This window comes from Kushneria pakistanensis (genome assembly GCF_014652795.1).
GTDB classification, from domain to species: domain Bacteria; phylum Pseudomonadota; class Gammaproteobacteria; order Pseudomonadales; family Halomonadaceae; genus Kushneria; species Kushneria pakistanensis.
This window is the reverse complement of the sequence record NZ_BMZM01000002.1, coordinates 23806-39470: the sequence shown is the minus strand read 5'-3', so window position 1 is coordinate 39470 and position 15665 is coordinate 23806. Positions and strand designations below refer to the sequence as shown.

At 59.3% G+C, this 15665-nt stretch carries 12 protein-coding genes and 1 riboswitch; of the genes, 6 read left to right on the top strand and 6 right to left on the bottom strand.

Going from position 1 to position 15665, the window contains the following annotated elements:
- Positions 1–36: 36 nt before the first annotated feature.
- The 3 genes from tkt to IE123_RS05630 form a co-directional block, all read right to left on the bottom strand.
- Complete coding sequence (gene tkt / locus IE123_RS05640; RefSeq protein WP_189516021.1) at positions 37–2034, bottom strand: transketolase; 1998 nt, start codon at positions 2032–2034, stop codon at positions 37–39.
- A gap of 196 nt (positions 2035–2230) precedes the next feature.
- Positions 2231–3001 carry a triose-phosphate isomerase family protein gene (locus tag IE123_RS05635; RefSeq protein WP_189516019.1) on the bottom strand — a complete coding sequence of 257 codons (771 nt, stop codon included), beginning with the start codon at positions 2999–3001 and terminating at the stop codon, positions 2231–2233.
- Between the two features lie 34 nt (positions 3002–3035).
- The gene (locus IE123_RS05630) at positions 3036–4751 is read right to left on the bottom strand and encodes a dihydroxyacetone kinase family protein (RefSeq protein WP_189516017.1); all 1716 of its coding nucleotides are present in this window, start codon (positions 4749–4751) and stop codon (positions 3036–3038) included.
- A gap of 381 nt (positions 4752–5132) precedes the next feature.
- On the opposite strand from IE123_RS05630, the gene rpiB reads away from it, so the two are divergent.
- Positions 5133–5627: a ribose 5-phosphate isomerase B gene (rpiB, locus tag IE123_RS05625; protein WP_189516015.1), complete on the top strand. Its 495-nt coding sequence runs from the start codon at positions 5133–5135 to the stop codon at positions 5625–5627.
- Between the two features lie 138 nt (positions 5628–5765).
- Entirely contained in the window at positions 5766–6737 is a 972-nt protein-coding gene (locus IE123_RS05620; protein WP_189516013.1) for a sugar-binding transcriptional regulator, read from the top strand.
- Positions 6738–6901: 164 nt separating this feature from the next.
- Here IE123_RS05620 and IE123_RS05615 read toward each other — a convergent pair whose 3' ends face one another.
- Entirely contained in the window at positions 6902–7903 is a 1002-nt protein-coding gene (locus IE123_RS05615) for a lactonase family protein (RefSeq protein ID WP_189516011.1), read from the bottom strand.
- Positions 7904–8204: 301 nt separating this feature from the next.
- Between IE123_RS05615 and metK the strand changes: the two genes are divergently transcribed.
- From metK to IE123_RS05595, 4 genes are all read left to right on the top strand, one after another.
- Entirely contained in the window at positions 8205–9425 is a 1221-nt protein-coding gene (gene metK, locus IE123_RS05610) for a methionine adenosyltransferase (RefSeq protein ID WP_189516009.1), read from the top strand.
- Positions 9426–9581: 156 nt separating this feature from the next.
- Positions 9582–10847 carry a cation:proton antiporter gene (locus tag IE123_RS05605; RefSeq protein ID WP_189516007.1) on the top strand — a complete coding sequence of 422 codons (1266 nt, stop codon included), beginning with the start codon at positions 9582–9584 and terminating at the stop codon, positions 10845–10847.
- A gap of 145 nt (positions 10848–10992) precedes the next feature.
- Positions 10993–11074: riboswitch (S-adenosyl-L-homocysteine riboswitch) on the top strand.
- 14 nt (positions 11075–11088) lie between these two features.
- Positions 11089–12492: an adenosylhomocysteinase gene (gene ahcY, locus IE123_RS05600; protein WP_189516005.1), complete on the top strand. Its 1404-nt coding sequence runs from the start codon at positions 11089–11091 to the stop codon at positions 12490–12492.
- A 255-nt stretch (positions 12493–12747) separates the two neighbouring features.
- Entirely contained in the window at positions 12748–13017 is a 270-nt protein-coding gene (locus IE123_RS05595; RefSeq protein WP_189516003.1) for a hypothetical protein, read from the top strand.
- 115 nt (positions 13018–13132) lie between these two features.
- On the opposite strand, the gene IE123_RS05590 is transcribed toward IE123_RS05595, so the two are convergent.
- Positions 13133–13906, bottom strand: a complete 774-nt coding sequence (locus IE123_RS05590; protein ID WP_189516001.1) for a hypothetical protein — start codon at positions 13904–13906, stop codon at positions 13133–13135.
- Between the two features lie 944 nt (positions 13907–14850).
- Positions 14851–15621: a hypothetical protein gene (locus IE123_RS05585; RefSeq protein ID WP_189515999.1), complete on the bottom strand. Its 771-nt coding sequence runs from the start codon at positions 15619–15621 to the stop codon at positions 14851–14853.
- Positions 15622–15665 lie beyond the last annotated feature (44 nt).

Below are 15665 nucleotides of genomic sequence, written 5' to 3'. Positions count from 1 at the left end.
AGCCCCGGGCGATGATGCCCGGGGCCAGACCCTCGATTACGCCTTGAGCATGGATTCTGCGCGCTCAACGACCTTCTCGACCGTGAAGCCGAAGTGCTTGAACAGGTCGCCGGCCTTGCCGGACTCACCGTAGGTGGTCATGCCGAACACGTGACCGTCCAGACCAACGTACTTGTACCAGGTCGACGGGATGGCGGCTTCGATCGCCATGCGCTTGCGCACGCTATTGGGCAGGACCGATTCGCGATAGCTCTCATCCTGCTCATCGAACGCACTGGTGCAGGGCATGGAGACCACGCGTACCTTCTTGCCCTTGCCTTCAAGCTCCTTGGCCGCATCCATCGCCAGACCTACTTCGGAACCCGTGGCGATCAGGATCATCTCCGGCTGGCCGCCTTCGGCATCCTTGAGCACGTAGCCGCCGCGACGGATGTTCTTGAGCTGCTCGTCGTCACGCGACTGCGCCGGCAGGTCCTGACGCGAGAAGATCAGCGCCGTGGGGCCGGTTTCGCGCATGATGCCTTCCACCCAGGCCGCGGCGGTTTCGGTGGCATCACAGGGGCGCCATGTGGCCAGGCCCGGCAGGTTGCGCAGGTCGGCCAGCTGCTCGACCGGCTGGTGGGTCGGGCCGTCTTCGCCCAGACCAATGGAGTCATGGGTAAAGATGTGGATGATGCGGGTGTGCGACAGCGACGACATGCGCACGGCGTTGTGCATGTATTCCATGAACACCAGGAAGGTGGCGTCATAGGGAATGAAGCCGCCGTGGGTCGCGATACCGTTGGCAATCGCGCCCATGCCGAATTCACGCACACCGTAGTGCAGGTAGCTACCGTCGAAGTTCTCCTTGCTGACCGCTTTGGCACCCTTCCAGAGCGTCAGGTTGGACGGCGCCAGGTCAGCACTGCCGCCAAAGAGCTCGGGCAGATCCGGGGCCAGCTCGTTGAGTACGCCCAGAGAAGCCTTGCGTGACGCCGTGGTCTCGGATTTTTCCTGGGCACGCTTGATCAGGGCATCGCCGTCAAAGCTTTCCGGCAGCTTGCCGCTCCAGCGACGCTGGAGTTCGCGGGCCAGTTTCGGATGGGCCTTTTCGTAGGCCGCCATGCGCTCGTTGTACTCGTCCTCGAGCTTCTGGCCCTTGTCGCGGGCATCCCACGCCTGGTAGATGTCGTCGGGAATTTCAAAGGCAGCGTGTTCCCAGCCCAGCTGCTTGCGCGCGGCTTCGACTTCTTCTTCACCCAGCGCGGCGCCGTGGCTCTCTTCCTTGCCGGCCTTGTTGGGCGAACCAAAGCCAATCACGGTCTTGCAGATGATCAGGGTCGGCTTGTCGGAGACTTCCTTCGCTTCGCGGATGGCCGCGTCGATCTGTTCGGCGTCGTGGCCATCAACGTCGCGAATCACGTTCCAGTGATAGGCTTCAAAGCGCTTGGCCGTGTCATCGGTGAACCAGCCTTCGACTTCACCGTCGATGGAGATGCCGTTGTCGTCATAGAACACGACCAGGTTGCCCAGGCCCAGCGTACCGGCCAGTGAGCAGGCCTCATGGCTGATGCCTTCCATCAGGCAGCCGTCACCGGCGAAGACCCAGGTGCGATGGTTGACGATCTCGTGCCCGTCACGGTTGAACTGGGCGGCCAGCGTACGCTCGGCCACGGCCATGCCGACGGCATTGGCCAGACCCTGACCCAGCGGGCCGGTCGTGGTCTCGATGCCCTGCGTATAGCCGTGTTCCGGGTGGCCGGGGGTTTTGGAGCCCAGCTGGCGGAAGTTCTTGAGCTCTTCCATCGGCAGGTCGTAGCCGGTCAGGTGCAGCAGCGAATAGTGCAGCATCGAGCCGTGACCGTTGGAAAGAATGAAGCGATCACGATCTTCCCAGTTTGGGTTGGCCGGATTATGACGGAGGTGATCGTTCCAGAGCACTTCTGCAATGTCTGCCATGCCCATTGGCATGCCCGGGTGGCCGGAATTGGCCTTTTGCACGGCATCCATGGAAAGCGCACGGATGGCATTGGCGAGGTGGCGACGCGAGGTCATATCTTGGAGAGCTCCTGCCTGCTGGTGGTAGTGAGTGGGGCGCTGGCGTCACCGATCGGATAGATGCGTCATGGCGTCAGCGTCCGCATTGAGTGCGCACATGTTTATTCGCCAAGAGTAGCTGTATGAAATGGTGATGTCGCCCCCCGGGTTTCAAGAAGGATGTGCCGAAAATGGCGCATCAGGGAACAGGCCGCTACTGATGCGATGCCGCCTGAAGCGTCATGACCTCATCGAGAATCTGCTCAAAGGCGCGGGCATCGTGCACAAAGCGCCCCAGAAACATGCCCTGCACACTGCCTTCAAGGCGGGATAACAGCCCGGGGCCGGCGCTGCCACCATAGATGACGCGCCCGCCGCCATGGGCATCCAGATGCGCCTGAAGTTTCAGGCACACGGTACTGATATGCTCACTGGACGCCGGCTGACTGGCACCAATGGCCCAGTGCGGCTCATAGGCCACGATCAGATCCGCACCTCGAGGTTGCGGTGTGTCGGCCAGCACACTGTCGATCTGGCGGATGCACTCGCTGGCCGCCAAACCCGGGTCGCCTTCATCAACTTCTCCCACGCACAGCACGGGGGAAAGCCCCTGTGCCATGGCCAGTGCGGTCTTGGCGGCGATCAATGCTTCATCTTCATGGAAGTGGCGGCGGCGTTCGGCGTGGCCGATCTCCACACAGCGACAGCCCATCTCGGCGAGCATGGCGGCGCTGACTTCCCCGGTCCAGGCGCCTGGCGGCTGGTCGGAAAGGTTCTGCGCCCCGATGCGAATGTCGGTGTCGCGCACGATTTCCAGCACCGGCGCCAGGGTCGGAAACGAGGGCATGATGAAAAGTGCCGCATGCCCCTGCGTCACGGCAGGATGGCGTTGAGCGATATCAGCCACCTGGCGGCACCAGTCAAGCGTTTGCTGATAGCCGAAATACATCTTGAGGCTGGTACCGATGAGCAGGGGTGCAGACATGTCTCTCTCCTGTGGTCAGACCGTGATGGGTGGCTTACAGCACATCCACAACGGCGCGGATGATCATGGATAGCGACACGGCGCCGGCATCCGGTGTGCCCTTGCTTTTTTCCGCCAGCGGCCTCGCCCGGCCGATTTTCGGCACGAGATCGGCTGTGTTCTTCGCGGCCTGTTCGGCGCGCTCGGCACCGGCCTGCCAGGCTGTTTTGAGATCATCACCGGCCTCGACGCGCTCGCCCAGCACCTCGCTGAAGGGCACCAGTACGTCGACCAGCGTCTTGTCGCCAACCTTTGCCTTGCCAAAGTGCATGATGTTGTCGCGGGCATCCCGCACGCCCTGGGCAATGCGCGCAGCATCCGGCTTTTTCTCATCGCCGATGGCCATGGCCAATGAGTGGAGCGCCGCGCCCCAGATGGCGCCCGAAGTACCACCGGCCCGATCGGCCCAGGCGTCACCCGCCATGCGCAGTGTCGTCCCGGCACCGGCGCCGCGTTCTTTTACCTCGCGCGCCTTCTCGACGGCCGCCTTGCCGCCGCGTGCCATGCCGATGCCGTGATCGCCATCGCCGGCCACGGCATCAATACGTCCGAACTCCTCTTCGTTTTCCTCGATGACCCGGTAGGTGGCTTCCAGTGCCGATAGCACCCTGGCGGCGGCCTCCTTCGACTCGTCGGTGGCCTCGGGAATGGCGTCCGGGTCGGGGATATCCAGTTCGGCGGCATCGAGCTGTTCGGTGACGGTCACGCTGCCCTTGCGGTAGGCAGGGGTGTCGCAGGGCGCGGCCCAGAACCTTTCGAGCTCTTCGTCGAGCCAGAACAGCGTCAGTGAGGCACCAGCCATGTCCAGACTGGTGACCAGCTCGCCCACCTCGGGTTCGACGATCTCGATGCCTGCATCTTTCAACAGTTGGGTGACGCGGCGATAGACCACGAAAAGCTCTTCATACTTGACCGTACCCAGGCCGTTGAGCAGCACCGAAGCGCGCGCGCCGCTGGCACTGCTGACGCCTTCGGGCAGCTCTTCCAGCAGTCTTTCAACCAGCAGCTCGGCCAGCGCATCAGCCGTGGGGATGTCCTGTTCGCTGATACCGGGCTCGCCGTGAATCCCCAGGCCTACGGCCATCTTGCCGTCAGGTACGTGAAAGAGGGCATCCTCGGCGCCGGGCAGGGTACAGCCATCAAAGGCCACGCCGAAGGAGCGGGTGCGCAGGTTGGCGGCCTCGGTGACGCGCACGACCTCTTCGAGCGAGTAGCCGGCCTCGGCGGCGGCCGCGGCGATCTTGAACACGGTCAGATCGCCGGCAATGCCACGACGCTTTTGAATCTCCTCAAGGCTGGCGCTGGAGACATCATCGATGACCTTGACCATTTCGCACGGAATGCCCTCGCTGACCAGACGATCGCGGGCCTGACCGAAGTGCAGCACGTCGCCGGCATAATTGCCGTAGCTCAGAAGCACCCCGGCGCCGTTATTGGCCGCACGGGCGACCGAGTAGATCTGCTGGGCCGAAGGCGAGGCAAACAGATTGCCCATCGCGGCACCGTGTGCCAGCCCCTGGCCGACCAGGCCGGCAAAGGCCGGGTAGTGACCGGAGCCGCCGCCAATGACGACCGCCACGGTATCAGGGGCACTTTTCGTGCTGCGGATGACGCCACCGGGTACCTGGCGGACACGGTTGGAATGTGCAGCCACGAAGCCTTCGGTCGCTTCATCCACAAACGCTGTAGGGTCGTTATAAAGGCGGGTCATGGCAAATCTACTCCTGAGGCGACAACGGATCTGGAGGACGGGCAGAGCAGTGATGAAAGGCACCGCTGCCTCGACGGATGCCCTGAAAAGGGCGCTCGATAAAATGTTCTGTTCTTGTTCATTTGTAAGCATCAATAAGTGCCATAGTAGCGCTCGATATTCGCGCAAAGCATGATACTTTGGTTTTAGTTGGAACCGTTGAGCCGCCTTCTTATGGCGTTGTTTTTATAAGTCATTGATTTAAATGCATTGAGGGTGGCAAATGAGATAGCGGGCCGCTGCAACCATTGTTCTGTATCATGTGAAAGGGCTTTGTTCATATGATCGACCTGGCATACCATCTCAGGGGTCAATCATCGCAAGGGCTTTTCAGGAGGCAACATGGCGACACAAAACAGCACGCTGCGGGTGGCACTGGGATGCGACGAAGCGGCTTATGACATGAAACAGGCACTGCTGGAGCACGTCCGCGGGCTGGGCCATGAGGTCGAGGACTTCGGGACCTTCAATGCCGAGCCGGTGCTTTATCCCGATATCGCCTTTGCAGCGGCTCATGCCGTGAAGGAAGGGCGGTTTGATCGCGCCATCCTGGTCTGTGGTACCGGCATCGGCGTGGCCATCTCGGCCAACAAGGTACCCGGCATTCGCGCCGCCCAGGCCCATGACACCTATTCGGCCGAGCGCGCCCGCAAGAGCAACGATGCCCAGATACTGACCATGGGTGCCCGCGTCATCGGAGTGGAGCTGGCCAAGAAAATCGCCGAATCCTTCCTTGAAAGCGAGTTCAGCGGCGGTGGCTCGCAGGCCAAGGTGGATCGCATTGAGGCCTATGAGCGTGAAGTAGCCGCCGGCAACAGCCCTGATTCGAAGGCGTGACATCAGAGGTTCAAACGTGAAGGGGCAGTCACGCCGGTGGCGTACTGCCCCTTTTGACGCTCAGGCGTCTGTGACAGGGGCAAAATCTACAGGTATCTTCCCGCCCGACTTGCGCCATGTAACTACCCCGGAGCCCCCATGAACGAGCGTGCCGACCCCGATATCGCGCTGATGACCGAGATTGCCAGTCTGTATTACATGCAGGGTGAAACCCAGGAGGCGATTGCGGTACGTCTGGGCATGTCCCGCATCAAGGTCGGGCGCATGCTCAAGCGGGCGCAGACCGAGGGCATTGTCGATGTTCGGGTGCGTCACCACCCTTCGGTCGCGGCCGAGATCGAGCAGGCGCTGATTCGTCGCTTCGGCATTCGTCGGGCATTGATCGCGCTCGACTGCGCCGATGCCGACCAGCAGCGCCATGAGGTCTCGAGTCTGGTGGCCGATCACCTTTCCAGAACGCTGGAAGACGGCACCATGGTGGCCGTCGGCATGGGGCGTAACGTGGGCACCGTGGCAGACAACGTCTTTAACCAGCGCACCCGGCAGTGCTCGTTCATCTGCGCTATCGGCGGCTCGCTGCGCGCCGGAGAGTACATGAATCCTGATCATATCTGCCGACGCCTGGCTGCCAGATTCGGCGGCGAAAGTGAAACCCTTTATGCACCCGCCATGGTGGCCAGCGCCGAACTTCGCGATGCCATGCTGGAAAATCCCACCGTGCGCCAGACGCTGGATCGCGCGCGGCGTGCCGATATCGCCATGATCGGCATAGGAGATCTCTCCGAGGACAGCAACATGGTGCGCATGGGCTGGTTCTCGCCGCAGGAGATTGCCGAGGCGCGTCTATCCGGCACGGTGGGCGACATGATGGGCTATGACTTCATTGATCTGAACGGCAGGCCATCCCATACCCCCATGCAGGGACGCGTGATCGGACTAAGCATCCCGGATCTGGCGCGCATCCCCGAGGTGATCGCGATTGCCAGCGAAAGCACCAAGGCCGCCGGCATTCTGGGGGCACTGCGCACCGGCGTGATCGATGTCCTGGCCACCAGCGCCACCAATGCCCATACCATCCTGCATCTTGATGAGGCCTCGCGGCAGGTGTAGGGCAAATCAGCGCTGCTTTACTCAGGTGCCTTCATGGTGCCTGATCCCATGAAAACACCCTGATGTGCAGCCATGCATTCTTCACTGACGTGCTGTCAGGTAGCGCCTTGCGCATTAAAAGGCGTCTTTTGCAGGCGCGCTTGGGCGCCTGCCGTCATCCACACTCAGGCCATTTCCACCCAGTCCGGTGACTGAGCAACTTCAACGCGATCAATAAACTCAAGCCTTCCCTCATCAAGGCGATAGGCCGCTACGTGATGCGAGGCCTGGCCGGCCACCAGCATGATTTCTCCGGTGGCATCCAGCGCGAACCCTCTGGGCTGCGACTCGACCTCAAAGGCGTCAATGCGTGTGAGCTCGCCGCTCTCAATGTCGACTTCGAAGGAGGTCACCAGTGAACTGCTGCGCTCGGAGGCAAACAGATAGCGGCCTTTGGCATCGAGATGAATATCCGCAGCCCAGAAAGTGTCGGCCTCGCCCTTGTCCACGATAACCCTTTGTCTTTCCGTCAGCGTCCGGGTGTGGCTGTCATAGTCGAACAGCGTGATGGAACCGTCCAGTTCGCCCAGCAGATAGAGCTGCGTGCCCTCCTTGTTGAAGATCAGGTGCCTGGGACCGGTTCCATGAGGCAGCGTGACCTCGGTCGTGTCGAAAAAGGGCGGTTGCGCTTCAAGACTGGCGCAGTAGAGCCGGTCGCCGCCAAGGCTGGTAAAGAGCAGGTTGCGCTGATCGGGGTCGGGAAGAATGCAGTGGGCATTGGGATCGGTAGCCCGGCGGCCCTGTTCGCCTTGTACTTCTCCTTCAGGAGATAGCTCGTAGGCGGCCACTAGATGGTGGTGATAAGAGGCCGAGAAGAGACGATTGTCTTTGCTGCAGGCCAGATAGGCGATGCTTTCCTCGATGGGAAAGGTCGACACCGGGGATAGATGATGACTTTCTGTGTCGATGGCAAAGGTGAAAATGCCCATGGGGGTGCCTCGGCCGGCAGCGTAAAGATGGCGCTGGTCAGGGCTCAGGCACAGTGGCATGGAGCCGCCGGCCTTTTCCAGATCGGGCAGCGTCACGCGCTGCATCAGCTCAAGGCTATCGTGCGAGTAGCGCACGAGGCAGACCTCGCCGGCGCCGCCACAGCCGATATAGGCAAAAAGGGATTGCGATGATGACATGTGCCTACCTTTTTTCAAACGTAAGGAAACAGGAGGGGGCAGTCGTCTCCCCGTCATTCAGCCTGTCATTTTATGCACGCCTGCCGATAAAGGCTTCATCAGCGATAGTCCGGGCCACTGCCTGGCCGTAATCCCGTGCAGGCATCGGTCATGAACGATATGCGTGATGGGCTTGAAGATGCTGCACGGGTGCGGGTTAGGCACTTCGCTTTTACCGGGTGTAAACTTTTTGGTCTGTGTCGACAAGACCAACCTCTTAACCCCTGCTCAGGAATGAGCGACAAAAGGACCCAGAGCTTTCATGAGCGAATACTCCCTGTTTACCTCCGAATCCGTATCCGAAGGCCATCCTGACAAGATTGCCGACCAGATTTCCGATGCGGTGCTCGATGCCCTGATCGCCCGGGACAAGCAGGCACGCGTGGCATGCGAGACGCTGGTCAAGACGGGAGTCGCGATCGTGGCCGGCGAGATCACCACCAGCGCCTGGGTGGATCTGGAAGATCTGGTGCGCCAGGTCATCCTGGATATCGGCTATACCTCCTCCGACGTCGGTTTTGATGGGGCCACCTGCGGCGTACTCAATCTGATCGGCAAGCAGAGCATCGATATTGCCCAGGGCGTCGATCGTACCCGACCCGAGGATCAGGGCGCCGGTGACCAGGGGCTGATGTTTGGTTACGCCACCAATGAGACGCCGTCCTACATGCCGGCGCCGATCCACTACTCGCATCGGCTGGTCGAGCGCCAGTCGGAGCTTCGCAAGAACGGCACGCTCTCCTGGCTGCGTCCTGATGCCAAGAGTCAGGTGACCTTTCGCTATGGTGAGGATGGCCGGCCGGTGGCCGTGGATGCGGTGGTGCTGTCTACCCAGCATGACGAGAGCATCTCGCAGGAAGAGCTGCGTCACGCCGTGGAAGAGCTGATCATTCGTGATGTGCTGCCCGCCGAGTGGATTACCGAATCCACGCGCTTTCATATCAACCCGACCGGCAAGTTCGTGATTGGCGGGCCGGTGGGTGACTGCGGCCTGACCGGGCGCAAGATCATCGTGGATACCTACGGCGGCATGGCGCGCCACGGGGGCGGTGCCTTCTCCGGCAAGGACCCTTCCAAGGTGGATCGCAGTGCGGCCTATGCCGGGCGTTATGTGGCCAAGAACGTGGTGGCCTCCGGCATTGCCGAGAAGTGCGAGATCCAGGTCTCATACGCCATCGGGGTGGCCGAGCCGACCTCGGTGGCCATCAATACCTTCGGTACCGGCAAAATCAGTGATGACAAGATCATCGAGCTGGTGCGCGAGCATTTCGATCTGCGTCCCTATGCGATCACGCGCATGCTTGATCTTCTGCATCCGATGTATCAGCTCACCGCCGCTTATGGACATTTCGGCCGTGAGCCCTTCGAGCATACCTATCGCTGGAAGGATACCAGCGGTGAAATGCAGACCGAGACCTTCACGGCCTTCCCCTGGGAGAAGGTGGACCGCGCCGAAGCGCTCAGGGCCGCTGCCGGTCTTTGAGTCGTCAGTCTGTCCGATTGATCCGATCAAGCCCACGCCTGCGTGGGCTTTTTTGTGGCTGAACGTGGACTATGCTCATGGGCATCCATCGATCCGTGCCTGCATCGCCACGGATCAACAACACAGATGTCTATCGGACCGACCAGATAAAATCCCATGCTTAATATTGCTGCACTCTTTATTACCATCACTGCGCTTTTTGCGTGGTTCAACTACCGCTTTGTTCGGTTGCCGGCCACCATCGGGGTCATGGTCATCGCCCTTTTGATGTCGCTGGGGCTGATCGCGCTGGATCATCTGGGCTTTACCTATATCACCGATCTGACCGAACAGTGGCTGGGCAGCATCAACTTCAACACGCTGCTGATGGACGGCATGCTGTCGTTTCTGCTGTTCGCCGGTGCCCTGCACGTGGATATCGATAAGCTCAAACGCTATCGCTACTCGATCGGATTTCTGGCCTCGATCGGCGTGGTGGTCTCGACGCTGGCCATCGGCAGTGCTGCCTGGTGGCTCTTTGCCACCTTTCATATCGAGGTGCCGTATCTCTACTGCCTGGTCTTTGGCGCGCTGATTTCACCCACCGACCCGATCGCGGTGCTGGGCATCATGCAAAGCGCCGGTGCGCCGGAGGACATGGAGATCAAGATTGTCGGTGAGTCGCTCTTCAACGATGGCGTGGCCGTGGTGGTCTTTACCCTGCTGGTTGGCGCAGTCACGGCCGGTGAACAGCTCACACCCACGCATTCGCTGGCGCTTTTTGCCGAAGAGGCCGGCGGCGGTCTGTTGCTGGGCCTGGTGATGGGGTATGTCGCCTATCGGATGATGAAAAGCATCGATCAGTATCAGGTTGAGGTGCTGATCAGTCTGGCACTGGTGCTGGGCGGCTATGCACTGGCGACCTGGCTGGAAGTGTCAGGTCCCATTGCGATGGTCATTGCCGGGCTTTTCATTGGCAATCGCGGTCGTGAGCTTGCAATGTCGGACAACACTCGGCGCTACGTGGACGGCTTCTGGGAGTTGATCGACGAGATCCTCAACGCGGTGCTGTTTGTCCTGATTGGCCTTGAGCTCTTGCTGATTCCGTTCGAATGGAGCTATCTGTTGGTGGCCGGACCGCTGATCATTGCCATCCTGTTGGTGAGGCTTGTGACCATCGGGCTGCCGATGATGGCCATGCGTCGCTGGGTTGACTATCGCCCTGGTACGACGCGCGTGCTGACCTGGGGCGGGCTGCGTGGCGGCATTTCGGTAGCGCTGGCGCTGGGCCTGCCGGAAAGCGAGTATCGTGAGGCGATCGTGATGATCACCTACATCATCGTGCTGTTCTCGATCCTGGTGCAGGGACTGACCATCGGCAAACTGGTGGGGTATGTGGTGCCAGGCGTTGGTGAAACATCATCGTCATCGAAAAATCACTGAGATGTGATCTCGTGTTTACGGCTCTGGTGCCGATAGTACGATAGCAGGTCGGCAGCTTTTATCTCCGGTATTGACCATTAAAGGCGCCGGCCCGCTATAATTTGCACCAGATTTTCATGCCCCACCCCTTCGTGGGGCGTCATGTCCGCCCGAGGGGCGCTGCAGCAGGAGAAAGGTCCCTGCGAGGCTCGGGATGGATACTCCGGATTCAACGGCGCCCGCTATCTGCCAGGAGTGTTTCATGGCTACTGCCGAAAACGCCGTCCATCAGGACTACAAGGTCGCCGATATCAGTCTGGCCGACTGGGGCCGCCGCGAGATTCGCATCGCCGAAACCGAAATGCCGGCGCTGATGAAGATTCGCGCCAAGTACCGCGATCAGCAGCCGCTCAAGGGCGCCCGTATCGCCGGCTGTATTCACATGACGATCCAGACCGCGGTACTGATCGAGACGCTGATCGAGCTGGGTGCCAGCGTACGCTGGTCTTCATGCAACATCTTCTCGACCCAGGATCAGGCGGCTGCGGCCATTGCTGCTGCCGGCACGCCGGTCTTTGCCTGGAAGGGTGAAACCGACGAGGAGTTCTGGTGGTGCATCCAGCAGACCATCGAGGGCCCGGACGGCTGGCGCCCGAACATGGTGCTCGATGACGGCGGCGACCTGACCCTGATGCTCCACGATGAGCATCCCGAACTTCTCGACGCCATCCACGGCATCAGCGAAGAGACCACTACCGGCGTTCACCGCCTGCTCGACATGATGCGCAAGGGCACCCTGCGTGTACCGGCCATCAACGTCAACGACTCTGTCACCAAGTCGAAAAACGACAACAAGTATGGCTGCCGCCATTCGCTGTCGGACGCCATCAAGCGCGGTCTTGATCACCTGCTCTCCGGCAAGCAGGCGCTGGTGATCGGCTATGGTGACGTGGGCAAGGGCTCGGCTGCCGGTCTTCGCAACGAAGGCATGATCGTCAAGGTTAGTGAAGTCGACCCGATCTGTGCCATGCAGGCCTGCATGGACGGCTATGAGGTTGTCTCGCCCTACATCGATGGTGTCAACGACGAGTCCGGCAGCAATCTTGATACCTGGATGCTGGGCAAGATCGACGTGCTGGTGACCACTACCGGCAACATCAATGTCTGTGATGCCGGCATGCTGGGCGCCATCAAAAAGGGCGCCGTGGTCTGCAACATCGGTCACTTCGATAATGAAATCGATACCGCCTACATGCGCAAGCACTGGGCATGGGAAGAGATCAAGCCGCAGGTCCACAAGATCTATCGTGATGGCACGCCGGGCAACTTCGACCCGAGCAGCGATGACTATCTGCTGCTGCTCTCCGAAGGGCGTCTGGTGAACCTGGGTAACGCCACTGGCCATCCGTCGCGCGTCATGGACGGCTCCTTTGCCGACCAGGTGCTGGCACAAATCCATCTGTATGAGCGTCGCTTTGCCGACATCCCGGTCGAAGAGCGCCCGGCCGTGACGGTGGAAGTGCTGCCCAAGCAGCTCGATGAGGAAGTCGCCCGCTATATGGTCGAAGGTTTTGGTGGCACGCTCACCAAAATGACCCGGACGCAGGCTGACTACATCGGCGTGCCGCAGGAAGGGCCGTTCAAGCCGCACGAGTATCGCTACTAAGTGACAATCTGACCGGCGATTCAATGTCGGCCTGATGCACGATATTGCCGCCCCGGTGACCCTGAGAAGGGTTTCCGGGGCGGTTTTCGTTGTATAAGGAGCGTGATGCCACACCGGTGGCGCGCAAGGTAAACCGCCATGTTTCGACGCCCTTTAAAGCAACGGCCTGCAAGGCGCTTTAATTATCTTCTGAAAACATTGGGCATCGCGTTGCTGGCAGCGTCACTGACACCGACGGCTGCCAGCAGTAAGGCCATGTCGTCCGACATTGACGTGGACATTGCCGGTACGGCTGATACACGCTTTAGTGCGCGCTGGGAACTCACGCGTGCCGATGGCAGCCGTCAGGTGATCGAGGAGGAGGGGCGCATACCCACGCGGCGTCATTTTCAGGGGATGGCGCTGACAGCAGAGCTGACGGTGCTGGATGAAGGGCGCCTGCAACTGGCTATCCAGAAGGGGAATAGTCGCTCCAGATCCTCGACTGGCGGTGCAGGGAGTCGGATCAGTATCAGCGTGCAGTGAGTGTTTGAAAAGCATCGCCCCGCAAGCGCGGGGCGATGTCTTTCGGGCTGCTGCTCAGGCCATTTGTGGAGCGTTCAAGCACTGCTCTGACGAACCCGGTGAGGCTGTTATGACATTACCACTGTGTGGTGATGGCCGTGTTGTTGCCGTTGTCCTGGTAGACTTCTGCTCTGGCAGCGCTGCCGCTTTGTCGAATGGTGGAAGAAAGATTGCTCGAGTCCCCCAGTAGACGGTTTCCCTGCCATACGTAGGCCTCATGACCGATGCCACTCTGGTAGATGTAGGAAGCACTCGTATCAGCATAAATTTGCGTGACGTCAGCAATGTTGTTGTCGCCGTCCTGATAGATCACGCTCGATACCTCACTGGTTGAGCCCTGCTCCAACCGAGCCAGGTTGGCATAACCGTTTTGTTCGATCATGGAATCACTCAGGATGGCGCCTTCCTGAATGACGCTGGCCTGATTGTCCTGGCCGCCGTAAGACGACTGAACAACCAACGATCTGTTCTGACGGCCACCATCCTGGTGAACGTCAGCCATGTCCTGCAGCCCGTATTCTTGGGTAATCAGTGAGCTGTGCTGCTCACCGCTTTGTTCCACATGCGCCTGTTCATCGTCGCCGCTTTGATAAATGCGCGAATAATGCACATTACCGCCCTGTGTCACTTCGGCCAGGTTCCCACCGCCGCGTTGCGCTATGTCAGAGACTCGCTTTCCCGAGGCGTCTGGCATATCGCCCAGGCTTATGTTTTGTGCATCAAAGACTGGATTGGTCGTGCTATTGGCCTCGGGCGTTGTCGTGGAGTTGGCGGGGGTATCTGCTGCCCAGGCAGGAAAGGTGGCGGCCAGGGCAACGACTGCGGCAAGTGTGGTCAGTCGGGTGTTCATGCGTAAGGCTCCTTGGAATTGATCAATGGCTTGTCGTTTTATTACTGATCAATACCGGTGACATCACCGGCAGGTGTCGATAGTTACCAAAAGCGCATTACCCGAGTGGACGTACTGCATCACACTGATGCCCTGGTCACTTTCGATTATGTGATCCCGACGCAGCGCCTGAAAATGAGCGGTCTGATGGCGGCGGGATGCATCTCTGTCGTGCCTCTGTCCTCATGGTGCTGCTGGTAAAGTTGACGCTCGGCCGGGCGCCTTGATCAACATGGCGGCAAGTCATGAGCCCCGGGCGAGGACGCGGTTAACCAAAATGTTGCTGATCGCTGATCGCTGATCGCTGATCGCTGATCGCTGATCGCTGATCGCTGATCGCTGGTCGGCCGGTAGCGGTCACATTATTGCTGGGGCGTTAGCAAATAAACACGTCGAACATGAAAATCCCTGCCTGCCAGATTATGACTGTTGTCATTAACTGTTGGGCTATTAACGGATCAGACCGCTGTTTTGTAAATACAATATTTATAAGAGAAAACATCGTTTTCCATTGGTATTAACAATATATGTTTAAAATGCCAGTGTTATTTGAGTGTTGGCAGCTGCTCAGGGAGTAACGACTTTCCGGAACAACAATTAATCGATATTAAGTTGTGATCAGATGACAGGTTTAAAAACGGGTTCTTCAAGAGCGTTGTTCGCAAGCCGTCATGCTGTTGAAGCATCCTTTCAAAGGTGTATTTTTTGCAATTCATCAGGCAGCACAGGCGATGTATTAATAACCAGCTTTTTCCAGCTATCAGCGTGGCGTCAACAAGTGCCGAAAAAATATCGCCTTGCGAAGGCAAGGCGATATCGTGATGGACTGCCAACTACGCCAGACTGCAGTTTTTACAGACGGTTCAGGATAGTGATGACCGGGCCTGATCAGGGCGCCACGGCCATTACCACTGAGTGGTAATGGCCGTGTTGTGGGCACCGTCCTGATACACGTGGGCCATGGCCGCACTGCCGCTCTGGCGAATGGTGGCGGTGTTGTTCAACGAGTTTTCCAGCAGACGATTGCCCTGCATCACATAGGCTTCATGACCGGTACCGCTCTGGTAGACATAGGCGGCACTCGTGTCAGCATTGAGCTGAGTGACCTTGGCAATGTTTTCAATGCCATCCTGATAGATCACGCTGGATACCTGATTGGAGTAGGTCTGTTCGATTTGAGCGTCATTGCTTTCCCCGTTCTGGTTGATAAGGGCATCGCTCAGATTGGCGCTGGACTGAAGAATGGTGGCCTGGTTGTTGTGGCCATAATATTCGGACTGCTCGATCAGGGCGTTGTTTGCCTGGCCATTGAGCTGTTGAATGTCGGCCATGTCACTCATCCCGTAATGCTGTGAGATGTAGGCGTCATTTTGATCACCGCTTTGTTCGACAGAGGCTCTAACGTTGTCGCCGCTTTGATATATGCGAGAGCGCTGAGCATTACCGCCCTGTGTTACCTCGGCCAGATTGCCGCCGCCACGCTGTTCTATTTCAGAGGTCCGTCTTCCCGAAGCACCGCTCATGTCCTGCAGACGCGCGGTTTGTGCTGCAAGGCTTGAATTGGTCGCGCTGTTGGCTTCAGGCGTAGTGGTGGAGTTACCGGGGCCGGATGCTGCCCAGGCAGGAAAGGAAAGCATCAGGGCAACGGTGGCGAGCGTGGTCAGTCTGGTGTTCATGATAACGTTCCTTGTAATTGATCGATGGCTTGTGATTGGACTGT

Excerpts from the sequence above, each read along its gene's own strand:
- tkt (WP_189516021.1), bottom strand. The coding sequence starts at position 2,034 with ATGACCTCGCGTCGCCACCTCGCCAATGCCATCCGTGCGCTTTCCATG.
- IE123_RS05635 (WP_189516019.1), bottom strand. The coding sequence starts at position 3,001 with ATGTCTGCACCCCTGCTCATCGGTACCAGCCTCAAGATGTATTTCGGC.
- IE123_RS05630 (WP_189516017.1), bottom strand. The coding sequence starts at position 4,751 with ATGACCCGCCTTTATAACGACCCTACAGCGTTTGTGGATGAAGCGACC.
- rpiB (WP_189516015.1), top strand. The coding sequence starts at position 5,133 with ATGGCGACACAAAACAGCACGCTGCGGGTGGCACTGGGATGCGACGAA.
- IE123_RS05620 (WP_189516013.1), top strand. The coding sequence starts at position 5,766 with ATGAACGAGCGTGCCGACCCCGATATCGCGCTGATGACCGAGATTGCC.
- IE123_RS05615 (WP_189516011.1), bottom strand. The coding sequence starts at position 7,903 with ATGTCATCATCGCAATCCCTTTTTGCCTATATCGGCTGTGGCGGCGCC.
- metK (WP_189516009.1), top strand. The coding sequence starts at position 8,205 with ATGAGCGAATACTCCCTGTTTACCTCCGAATCCGTATCCGAAGGCCAT.
- IE123_RS05605 (WP_189516007.1), top strand. The coding sequence starts at position 9,582 with ATGCTTAATATTGCTGCACTCTTTATTACCATCACTGCGCTTTTTGCG.
- ahcY (WP_189516005.1), top strand. The coding sequence starts at position 11,089 with ATGGCTACTGCCGAAAACGCCGTCCATCAGGACTACAAGGTCGCCGAT.
- IE123_RS05595 (WP_189516003.1), top strand. The coding sequence starts at position 12,748 with ATGTCGTCCGACATTGACGTGGACATTGCCGGTACGGCTGATACACGC.
- IE123_RS05590 (WP_189516001.1), bottom strand. The coding sequence starts at position 13,906 with ATGAACACCCGACTGACCACACTTGCCGCAGTCGTTGCCCTGGCCGCC.
- IE123_RS05585 (WP_189515999.1), bottom strand. The coding sequence starts at position 15,621 with ATGAACACCAGACTGACCACGCTCGCCACCGTTGCCCTGATGCTTTCC.